Here is a 9,532-nt window from a genome sequence, read left to right as displayed (position 1 = left end):
CGGCGGGGGCGAGGAAGTCGTCAGTTCAGGAAGTCGCGGGCGATCCGTTCCGCCACGTCCTCCAGGATCGGCCCCGGCTCGGCGATGCACCGCTGGACATCGGGCTCGACATCCGTCAGCGGGTACGCACGGCGGATACCGGCGTGCCCCAGGGCCTCGGGGAGAAGGGCCAGACGACCGCAGACCGCAACGACCCCCTTACCGGCGGCGCGGGCGACCGCGGCGACGCCGGCGGGGGCCTTGCCGTGAAGGGTCTGCTCGTCCAGGGACCCCTCGCCGGTGATCACCAGGGTGGCCTTCTCCAGCGCCTCCGCGAAGCCCAGGACGTCGAGCATGACCTCGATACCGGGTCGGAAGCGGGCACCGAGGATGAGCGCGCCGTAACCGATGCCGCCGGCGGCACCCGCGCCGGGGGCCAGGGCATGCGCGGCGGCCCGCTCGCCGATCGTCTTCTCCAGGACGGTCGCGAAGTGGGCCAGGGCCGCATCAAGGGTCGCGACGTCCTCCGGGCTCGCCCCCTTCTGCGGCCCGTACACGGCGGGCGCGCCCTTCGGCCCGGTCAGCGGGTTGTCGACGTCGCTGGCCAGCACGAAGTCGACCGTGCCGGAGCCGAGCCGGGGGTCGAGGCCGGAGAGGTCGGCGGTGACCAGGTCGCGCAGGCCCCCTCCGCCGGGCCCGATCGGCGCCCCGGCGGCGTCCAGGAAGCGCGCGCCGAGCGCGGCGAGCATGCCCGCGCCGCCGTCCGTCGTGGCGCTCCCGCCCACGCCGAACACGATCGTGCGGGCACCGGCGTCGAGCGCGGCCCGCAGCAGCTCCCCGGAGCCGTACGTGGACGCCGTGAGCGGCGCGAAGACCCCTGCGGGCAGCCGCTGCAACCCGCTGGCCTCGGCCATCTCGACCACGGCGGTGTCGCCGCGCAGGGCGTACGCGGCGGTCACGGGCTCACCCAGCGGGCCGGTGACCCGTACCTCACGGCGCTCGAACCCGGCCGCGACCGCCGCGGCCACCGTGCCGTCGCCACCGTCGGCCACCGGCAGCGCCTCGACCTCCAGGCCGGGCAGTACCCGGCGCAGACCCGCCGTGACCCGCTCGGCGACCTGGACGGCCGTCAGCGTGCCCTTGAACTTGTCCGCGGCGATCAGCACCCGCGGGGTTGCCGTGCCTGCTTCGATCCCGTCCACAGCGGCGTTCGCCACCTTGCATTCCCCTCGCTCTTCGGGCCTTGCGCACGTCAAGGCAGTCGCGCCGCTGCGACACTAGCCGGACCGCCCGGGGTCCGTCACGCCCTGTCCCGCCCATCGAACACCGCGTACCGACCCGAGGTCAGCCCGCGACGCCGAGCGCCCCCGGCCCGAATCGGGTAGACCTTCAGCCATGACCCCTGTGGGCAGTGAACTCGCCGACCGCGTTCTCGGGGGCTGGCTGGGCCGGATCGCGGGCAACATGCTCGGGAAGCCGGTCGAGCAGGGCGACCTGTGGACGCGGGAGCGCATCGACCGCTATCTGCGGCAGGCCGGGGCCCTGCCCCTCACCGACTACCTCCCGGAGCCGGCCGACGAGCGCGACGAGCGCGCGCTGCGCCCCGAGTGGCGGGAGTGCGTACGCGGCCGTATCCACGGCAGCTGCCGCGACGACGACGTCGACTACGCGATCCTGGGCCTGCATCTGCTGGAGACGTACGGCTTCGACTTCACCACCGAGCAGGTCGGCGACCTGTGGCTGCTGCGGCTGCCGTATCTGCAGACGTTCACGGCGGAACGGGCAGCCTACCGCAACCTCGCCAACGGGCTGAGGCCGCCGCTGACCGCCACGTACGACAACCCCTACCAGGAGTGGATCGGCGCCCTCATCCGCGCCGACGTCCACGGCTGGACCTGCCCGGGCGAGCCCCGCCGCGCGGCCTCGCTGGCCCGCCATGACGCCGTGCTGTCGCACACCGGCAACGGGGTGTACGGGGCGATGTGGGCGGCGGCGCTCGTCTCGGCGGCGTTCACCGCGCCCACCGTGCGAGCGGCCCTGGAGGAGGCGCTGACGGCGATCCCGGCGAGCTGTCGCCTCGCCCGTACCGTGCGGCGCGTCGTCTCGCTCCATGACACCGGGCTGTCCTGGGAGGAGACGCTCACGACGGTGGACGAGGAGACCTCGGGGCTGGGCTGGATCCACACCGTCCCGAACGTCGCCGTGCTCACGGCCGGGCTCCTGTACGGCGACGGCGACTTCACCCGCACCATCGCGCTGACCGTCCGGGCGGGGTTCGACACCGACTCCAACGGGGCGACCGCCGGATCGGTGGCGGGGGTGCTGTGCGGGGCGGAGGCGATCCCGGACCGGTGGAAGGACCCGCTGGAGGACACCGTACGCAGCGCCGTGTTCGGCTTCGACGGCGTGCGGATCAGTGACCTCGCGGAGCGCACACTGCGATTGGCGACGGCTCCCCCACCCTGAGCGGCGGACTCCCGCACCTTGAACGGCAGGCTCCCACGCCCGGAGCGGCCGACTCCCCCTGAGCAGCAGGCTCCCGCACCCTGAACGCCGAGATCCCGCCCCTGCGCGGCTGGCGCCGCACCCCAAGCGCCAAGCTCCGCGCCCTGAGCGCCGGATCACCGCGCCCGAGAGTGGTGAATTCCCTCACCCCGAGTGCCCAGTCCCCGCGCCTGAGCGCCGGATTCCCGCGCCGTGCGCGTCGCGTCCTGCCCCCTAGAACGCTCTGCTGCCGCCCCTCAGGCGCCCGTTTCCAGCCCCTCGGCCGCCGTCTACCCTTCCTGAATGACCACTCAAGACTTCGCCGCGTACATCGCGAGCCTCCCCCGTGTCCTGGCCGGCGCCGCCGCGGTGTTCCGTGACGCCGAGGGGCGGGTGCTGCTCGTCGAGCCCAACTACCGTGCGGGCTGGGGGCTTCCGGGCGGCACGATCGAGTCGGACGACGGAGAGACCCCACGGCAGGGCGCGCGACGTGAGACGGCCGAGGAGATCGGCCTGGACGTCGAGCTGGGGCGGCTCCTCGTGGTGGACTGGGTGCACGGCGTGGGGCGACCGCCGCTGGTGGCGTATCTGTACGACGGCGGAGTACTCGGCGAGGACGAGCTGTCGAGGATCAAGCTGCAGGACGAGGAACTCCTCTCCTGGCGGCTCGTCCCCCGCGACGAACTGCCCGGCTATCTGTCGGAGACACTCGGCCGCCGTGTGCTCGCCGCGCTCGACGCCCTGGAGGACGGCACGGGCCCGGTCGAGTTGGAGAACGGGCACCGGGTCGGCTGAGGCGACAGGGCCCTGTCCATCCCCCTACGGGGACCCGCCATCGGCAACGGCGACGATCAGCCACCGCGGCAACGGTGTCAGGAGCGCGCCTGGTGACAGGAGTCAACCCACATACCGTCAATTACCTTGTACGCAACTTGAGATGAGAGAGCGCTTCACTTAATGTAACTTTAAAGGGCTGGCTGAAACTGCTACCTGTTCGCCACTCCAGCCTCTAGTCTGACCCCAGACCCCGCCCGAGCGATCCCCACCCTTGAGTCTCGCTCCGGAACCGGGGCAGCACTCGGGGCGCCTGGCCGGGCGACCCGGGCGTGGGCCACGGCTTCGGCAGGATGCGGGGCGCCGGAAACGGTCATACGGGAGCTGCCCGGACAAGCCGGCCTCACCCCCACCCCCACCCCCGCCGGGCCGATTCTCGCCCGTCGACACCGAGAACAGGCAGCTGAGATCATGGAACCACTGGGCCCCGACGATCCAGAGGTATTAGGTCCCTACCGTCTCGTGGCACGGCTCGGTGCGGGAGGGATGGGCCGGGTCTACCTGACACGGTCCCCGGAGGGACAGACCGTCGCGGTCAAGGCCATCCAGCCCGAGATGTTGGGGGACAGAAGCTTCCGTATCCGCTTCCGTCGCGAGGTGGAGGCGGCCGGCGCGGTCGGCGGCAGATACACGGCGGCCGTGCTGGACGCCGACCCCGACGGCGACACGCCCTGGCTGGCCACCGAGTACATACCCGGCCCCACGCTGGCCGAGGCGGTGGCCGAGCACGGGCCGCTGCCGGTGGAATCGGTGCTCGTGCTGGGCGCCGGCATCGCCGAGGCGCTGATCTCCGTACAGGCCGCCGGACTGGTGCACCGCGACCTCAAGCCCTCCAACGTGCTGCTCGCCGCCGACGGCCCGCGCGTCATCGACTTCGGCATCGTCCGCGCGACCGACGGCTACGACCTCACCCGCTCCGGCGCCCTGTTCGGCTCCTTCGAGTACATGTGCCCCGAGCAGGCCACCGGCGAGCCGCTGGGTCCCGAGGGGGATGTCTTCTCCCTCGGCTCGGTGCTCACCTTCGCCGCGTCCGGGCACGCGCCGTTCAGCGGCACCGCGGCGGCCACCCTGCTCTACCAGGTCGTGCACAGCGCCCCCGACCTGACCGGCGTACCCGACCCGCTCGACAAGATCATCAACCTCTGTCTCGCCAAGGACCCGCGGCTGCGCATCACCCCGGACAAACTGGCGGCGGCCTGCGCGCCCGGCGGTGTGGAGCAGCTGACGGAGGACGGCTGGCTGCCGCCGCCGTTGACCGCCTCGATCGCCCTGCGCACGGCGGTGGTGGCCGGCCTCGACACCGCGCCGGGCGGCCTGGTAGAGATGCCCTTCGCCGCCGGCGACACCCCGAAGCCGCACACATACGGCGCCTCGGAGCCGTACGCCTACGGTCAGGGCCGGACGGACTCCACCCCGACCCCTCGGCCGGTGCGCGACGTCGACGTGGCCTGCGCCTCCGACGCCCCCACCCACGCGGACGAGGAGCCGACCGTCACCGGCCCGCCGCCCCCGGGCCCGTACGGTGGCACCGGGGAGACGACACCGGACCGGACCGTCTCCTCAAGACATCGCCGGGCCCAGCCTCGGCCCGGTCCGTCCCGGCGTACGATGCTCGCCGCGTCGGCGGGTGCCACCGCCGCCGCCGTGGGCGGCTCCCTGCTGCTCACCCGGGAGGAGCAGTCGAGCGAACAGGTCGCGGCGCCGCTCGGCCCGGCCCCCAAGCCGCTGTGGATCTACCGCGGCGGCCCGCTGCTCCAGGCACCAGCCGTCTTCCACGACGGAACGGCCCTGCTGAAGACCCGCCCGGGTCGCGTACTCAGCCTCGACCTCAAGGACGGCACCCGGCCCAGGTGGGTCTACGAGGGCATCAGCCCGTCGCCCACGCCGACCATGCTGATCTCCGACGTCGCGGTCGCGCTGGGCGAGGGCTCCACGGTGATCGGCATCGACGCCGCCGATGGAACGGAACGTTTCACCCTCGATTTTGGGCCGGAATTCCGGTTCGACACGTTACTCGGCGCGATCAGCAACCGGGCGATCTCGGTCATCGGGGTCAGCCTGAGCCGCGAGTCCGACACGCAGGGGGTCGCCACCTCCACGGACACGGTGTTCGCCGTCGATCTGGCGACCCGCCGGGCCGAGGTCATCCCCATCAGCCCGGAGGACGTCGGTGTCCGGCTGATGCCGGTCCTCATCTCCGGCTACTTCATCTACGCCGACGGCCTGCGCAACGTGACGGCCCGGAACACGGAGACCTCCGGCATCCAGTGGCGGCATCCGGTCGGCTACGACCTCCGGCCGGGCCTCGCGGTGCTCGGCAAGACGGTCTTCGCCATCGGCGCCGAACTGCAGGCGCTGGACCTCGACACCGGCGAGCCACGCTGGAAGGTGGCACCCGAACGCGGCCAATTCGCCTCACTCGGCGCCATCGGCAACACGGTGTACGTCACCGGCACCGCCCCCTCCGGCGTGTACGCCTTCAACGCCGCGACCGGCGCCCGCCGCTGGTTCTGCCCCACCCCCCGGCTCAACGTCGACCTGCCGGTCACCACCGGCCCCGAGGCCGTGTACGTCCCCGCCTACAAGAACAAGAACGGCTTCTACGCCATCGACGCCGCCGACGGCACCCTCCTGTGGAACTTCACCGACAACATCGAGACCGGCGTCAACGAATGGCAACTCGCCTGCGACAACACCGGTCACGTGGTCGCCCAGCACTACGACCGCGCCTACTGCCTGCCGACGCCGTGACGACGATGCGGTGATCCTGGTCGCCCCCGGGGCCACCAGCGGACGATCACTTGGCGGGCTTGTAGAAGGCGTAGGTGGCGGAGTAGGGGACGCTGATCTGGTCGGTGCCGGTGCAGGCGGCGGTGGGGGCGACACCGCCGCGGGTGTCGAGGCGCTGGATGTAGGAGACGCCGGCGAAGACCCCGGTGCCCCGCGTGGCGGTGGCCCGCAGGAGGAGTTCGGGGATGGTGCCGGTCCTGGGCGAGCTGGCGACGGCGGCGGCGTTGACGGCGCTGCCGTCCACCGTGGACACCCACACCGGGCCACGGGAGTGGAGGGCGACGGTCCGCTGGGCTCGGCCCTTCTCGGCCCGGAGGGTGGCGGCCGGTTCCAGCAGCTTCCAGGCGCCGTCGGCGCAGGTGTAGGTCTGGACGCCGTCGGCGGCGAGGACGCCGGTGAGCCGGTTGCCGTCGGGCACCTTCAGCGCGGCGGGAGCGTCGACGCCGCGGCCGGCGGACTGCGATGCCGCGGCCTGGCCGCCCGTCGCGCTCAGGAGCACACCGGTGGCCGCGGCGGCGAGAGCCGTGGCGGTGAGGACGAGACGCTTGTCGAGCTTCAATCGGGTGGATCTCCAAGTCGATGTCCGAGCCGGTGCCCGGGGGCGTAGGGAGTATGGCCGGACGGCTCACGACTCGACGAGGGACTACGGGGCACACGGACGGGCCACCCCGCCAAGGACTTCGGGCCGCTCGACATGCCGCCGGGGCAGCCGAGCACTGCAGACGACGGCAACCTCGCGCAGCGGACAAGCACAGCCGGGCACAGCGAACGACGGCAACCTCGCGCAGCGGACGAGCACAGCCAGGCACAGCGAACGACGGCAACCTCGCCCGGCAGACGACGGCAACCTCGCGCGGCGGGCAAGCACAGCCGGGCGCGGCGGACGGGCGCGGCGCCGGTGGGGCTTGGCCGGGTGGCGTGGAGCGAGCCATCGCTCCGGCGGGGCTCCACGGTCATATTCCATTCGCCCCCGGCAGACAGGAGTTCTACTGTCGGCCCATGACGACCAAGCCCCTCGTCGCCATTCTCAGCGGCGCCGGTATCTCCACCGACTCCGGTATCCCGGACTACCGCGGCCCGAACGGGCTGTGGCGAAAGGATCCGGAGGCCGAGAAGCTGGTGACGTACCAGTACTACATGGGTGATCCGGAGATCCGGCGGCGTTCCTGGCAGATGCGGCGGCAGAACCGGACGCTGAAGGCGGAGCCGAACGCGGCGCACCGGGCCGTGGCCGAGCTGGAGAAGGCCGGGGTGCCGGTGCGGGTGATCACGCAGAACGTGGACGGGCTGCACCAGCTGGCCGGGATGCCGGCCCGCAAGGTGCTCGAACTGCACGGCACCGCCCGGGAGGTGGTGTGCACCAGGTGCCATGTCCGTACGCCCATGGTGGACGCCCTCGCCCGGGTCGAGGCCGGCGAGGACGACCCGTCGTGCCTGGAGTGCGGCGGGATCCTGAAGTCGGCGACGGTGATGTTCGGCGAACGGCTCGACCCGATGGTGCTGGGCGAGGCCGTCGCGATCACCAAGGCCTGCCGGCTCTTCATCGCCGTCGGCACCAGCCTCCAGGTCCAGCCCGCCGCCGGCCTCGCCGGGATCGCCGCCGACCACGGCGCCCGCCTGATCATCGTCAACGCCGACCCGACCCCGTACGACGACCGCGCCGACGAGGTCGTACGGGAGCCGATCGGCACCGCCCTGCCGGAGCTGCTGGGCAAGCTCCACTAAGAGCTGCGAGAACACACGGCTCTAGAAGAGCGCGGCTCCGCTCTCGAAGTCCAGCAGGCGCTTCTTGCGGGCCAGGCCGCCGCCGTATCCCGTGAGGTCGCCGCCCGCGCCGACGACCCGGTGGCAGGGCACGATGATGCTGATCGGGTTCTTGCCGTTGGCGAGGCCGACCGCGCGGGAGGCGGCGGGGTTGCCGAGGGACGCGGCCAGTTCGCCGTACGCGCGGGTCTCGCCGTAGGGGATGCGGCACAGCTCTTGCCAGACGCTGCGCTGGAACGGCGTTCCGTGCAGCCGCAGTTCGAGCGAGAACTCCTTCAAGTCGCCCGCGAAGTAGGCCTCCAGCTGTTCCTCGGTCTCGCCGAACAGCGTGTCGTCGCGTGGGCCGAAGCTCTCCTCCGGCGGGCGGTGGCGCTGTTCGGTCATATAGAGGCCGCAGAGGACGCCGTCGTCGGCGACGAGGGTGAGGGGGCCGTAGGGGCTGTCGATGACCTTGTGCTTCTTCTGCTCATTCATGGCTGTCCTTGTGGTTCCGTACATCGGCGGGAAGTCCGATTCCTACACTGGCAGGAAGTTGATCGGGTGGCTGTCCGTCGCCCACAGGTACTGGACCGCGTACGCCCGCCACGGCCGCCAGCCGGCCGCGCGTGCCGTGAGGGCGGCGGGGCCGCCCGGCAGTCCCAACTCCTTTGCCGCGCGCCGGATGCCGAGGTCGGTGGGGAGGAAGGCGTCGGGGTCGCCGAGGGCGCGCATGGCGATGACGTCGACGGTCCAGGGACCGAAGCCGGGGAGGGCGAGGAGCCGGGCACGGGTCTCGGCCCAGTCGCTGCCCACGCCCAAGTGGAGTTCCCCGGCGGCGAGTTGGCGTACGAGGGTGGTGAAGGTGGTCCGGCGCGTGCGGGGCATCGCGAGGGACTCGGGGTCCACGGTCGCGAGCGCCTCGGGGGACGGGAAGAGATGGGTGAGGCCGCCCTCGGGGTCGTCGACCGGTTCGCCGTGCGCGGTGACCAGCCGGGCCGCGTGCGTGCGGGCGGCGGCCGTGGACACCTGTTGGCCGAGCACCGCCCGTACGGCGAACTCGGCCTCGTCGACGGTACGCGGCACCCGGCGCCCCGGCGCCTTGTCCACCAGCGGCGCGAGCACCGGATCGGTGCGCAGCTGCTCGTCGACGGCGACCGGATCGGCGTCGAGGTCCAGCATGCGGCGGCAGCGGCTGATGGCGACGGGCAGGTCCCGCAGATCGCTGAGCCGCAACCGGCAGCCGATGTGGTCCGGCTCCGGTGTGAGGGCGACGATGCCATGGCCGTACGGCAGCCGGAGCGTGCGCCGGTACGCGCCGTCACGCCACTCCTCCACCCCCGGTACGGCGGTCGCCGCGAGGTGCCCGAAGAGGTTGTCGGGGTTGAGCGGGGCACGGAAGGGCAGCCGGAGGTTCAACACCCCTGACGTGTCCGGCGATTGGGCCCGCTGTCGGGACGACCGCGCCGCCCGCTCCCGCAGCTCGCTCGGCGACAGCGCGAAGACCTCCCGTACGGTGTCGTTGAACGCCCGGATCGAGGCGAACCCGGCCGCGAACGCGATCTCCGCCATCGGCAGCCCGGTCGTCTCGATCAGCAACCGCGCGGTCTGCGCCCGCTGGGCCCTGGCGAGCGCGAGCGGCCCGGCGCCCAGCTCGGCCATCAGCTGCCGCTCGACCTGCCGGGTGCTGTAACCCAGCCGCCGG

The 9,532-nt window shown here is 72.4% G+C and carries 8 protein-coding genes; 4 read left to right on the top strand and 4 right to left on the bottom strand.

Annotated elements, in window-relative coordinates; genetic code table 11:
• Positions 1-20 precede the first annotated feature (20 nt).
• A complete protein-coding gene (locus tag STRIP9103_RS32895; protein WP_048821412.1) occupies positions 21-1,145 on the bottom strand; it encodes a glycerate kinase in 1,125 nt (374 codons plus the stop codon).
• 229 nt (positions 1,146-1,374) lie between these two features.
• On the opposite strand from STRIP9103_RS32895, the gene STRIP9103_RS32890 reads away from it, so the two are divergent.
• The 3 genes from STRIP9103_RS32890 to STRIP9103_RS32880 all read left to right on the top strand — a co-directional run bounded on the left by STRIP9103_RS32890 (position 1,375) and on the right by STRIP9103_RS32880 (position 6,048).
• Positions 1,375-2,445, top strand: coding sequence for an ADP-ribosylglycohydrolase family protein (locus tag STRIP9103_RS32890; protein ID WP_048821411.1), 1,071 nt, complete (start codon positions 1,375-1,377; stop codon positions 2,443-2,445).
• Positions 2,446-2,766: 321 nt separating this feature from the next.
• Entirely contained in the window at positions 2,767-3,258 is a 492-nt protein-coding gene (locus STRIP9103_RS32885; protein ID WP_009327713.1) for an NUDIX domain-containing protein, read from the top strand.
• Between the two features lie 450 nt (positions 3,259-3,708).
• On the top strand, positions 3,709-6,048 hold the full coding sequence (locus STRIP9103_RS32880) for a protein kinase domain-containing protein (protein WP_009327714.1): 2,340 nt from the start codon (positions 3,709-3,711) through the stop codon (positions 6,046-6,048).
• 46 nt (positions 6,049-6,094) lie between these two features.
• Here STRIP9103_RS32880 and STRIP9103_RS32875 read toward each other — a convergent pair whose 3' ends face one another.
• On the bottom strand, positions 6,095-6,646 hold the full coding sequence (locus tag STRIP9103_RS32875) for a DUF3455 domain-containing protein (protein WP_009327710.1): 552 nt from the start codon (positions 6,644-6,646) through the stop codon (positions 6,095-6,097).
• A 440-nt stretch (positions 6,647-7,086) separates the two neighbouring features.
• Here STRIP9103_RS32875 and STRIP9103_RS32870 point away from each other — a divergent pair, with 440 nt between their 5' ends.
• A complete protein-coding gene (locus STRIP9103_RS32870) occupies positions 7,087-7,812 on the top strand; it encodes an SIR2 family NAD-dependent protein deacylase (RefSeq protein ID WP_009327708.1) in 726 nt (241 codons plus the stop codon).
• A 21-nt stretch (positions 7,813-7,833) separates the two neighbouring features.
• On the opposite strand, the gene STRIP9103_RS32865 is transcribed toward STRIP9103_RS32870, so the two are convergent.
• Positions 7,834-8,325, bottom strand: a complete 492-nt coding sequence (locus STRIP9103_RS32865; RefSeq protein WP_009327715.1) for a methylated-DNA--[protein]-cysteine S-methyltransferase — start codon at positions 8,323-8,325, stop codon at positions 7,834-7,836.
• Positions 8,326-8,367: 42 nt separating this feature from the next.
• The coding region (locus STRIP9103_RS32860; RefSeq protein ID WP_009327709.1) for a DNA-3-methyladenine glycosylase 2 at positions 8,368-9,532 on the bottom strand (1,165 nt) is incomplete at its 5' end.

The organism is Streptomyces ipomoeae 91-03, from assembly GCF_000317595.1.
Taxonomy (GTDB): Bacteria; Actinomycetota; Actinomycetes; order Streptomycetales; family Streptomycetaceae; genus Streptomyces; species Streptomyces ipomoeae.
This window is presented reverse-complemented; position numbering and strand designations above follow the sequence as displayed.

What these genes read in the sequence shown, in the direction of transcription:
- STRIP9103_RS32890 (WP_048821411.1), top strand. Translation starts at nt 1,375, where the DNA reads ATGACCCCTGTGGGCAGTGAACTCGCCGACCGCGTTCTCGGGGGCTGG.
- STRIP9103_RS32880 (WP_009327714.1), top strand. Translation starts at nt 3,709, where the DNA reads ATGGAACCACTGGGCCCCGACGATCCAGAGGTATTAGGTCCCTACCGT.
- STRIP9103_RS32870 (WP_009327708.1), top strand. Translation starts at nt 7,087, where the DNA reads ATGACGACCAAGCCCCTCGTCGCCATTCTCAGCGGCGCCGGTATCTCC.
- STRIP9103_RS32885 (WP_009327713.1), top strand. Translation starts at nt 2,767, where the DNA reads ATGACCACTCAAGACTTCGCCGCGTACATCGCGAGCCTCCCCCGTGTC.
- STRIP9103_RS32865 (WP_009327715.1), bottom strand. Translation starts at nt 8,325, where the DNA reads ATGAATGAGCAGAAGAAGCACAAGGTCATCGACAGCCCCTACGGCCCC.